At 55.2% G+C, this 388-nt stretch carries 1 protein-coding gene; it reads right to left on the reverse strand.

The genetic code is table 11. The annotated features are described in order from the left end of the window. Window positions 1–145: 145 nt before the first annotated feature. On the reverse strand, window positions 146–388 hold a 243-nt coding region (locus GO013_RS16795), incomplete at its 5' end, for an IclR family transcriptional regulator (protein WP_163813193.1).

Raw genomic sequence — 388 nt, forward strand, 5'->3', positions numbered from 1 at the left:
TTGACCACGGCCATAACCGCAATGGGATTGTCGTTGCCATCGCTCAAGGTGCAGCTGACTTCTCCCAATTCCACCAGTTCTCCGAATGTCATTCCGAGGATTTCATCCATCGCGTCGATTGTTCCCATGAGATTCTCCTTCCGGTTTAGTTCAGTGCACCGGCCACGGTGCGTTGTCTGAGTTCCTTGATCCGCTGTTCTGCGCGGTCCAGTTCGTTTATGTGCGCATATCCGATCTTCGCCACCTGGAGTCCCAGGGCATAACGCCCGGAGTCCAATTTAGTGCTAAATCCTTCGTCCACCAGGACGTCGAGCGCGCGGGAAATATTGACGGGTGATTCGTCCAGGGCCTTGGCGATCTCGCCGTTGGACAGGCCGTGAATGGTGTT

It is taken from the genome of Pseudodesulfovibrio sp. JC047 (genome assembly GCF_010468615.1).
Taxonomy (GTDB): Bacteria; Desulfobacterota; Desulfovibrionia; order Desulfovibrionales; family Desulfovibrionaceae; genus Pseudodesulfovibrio.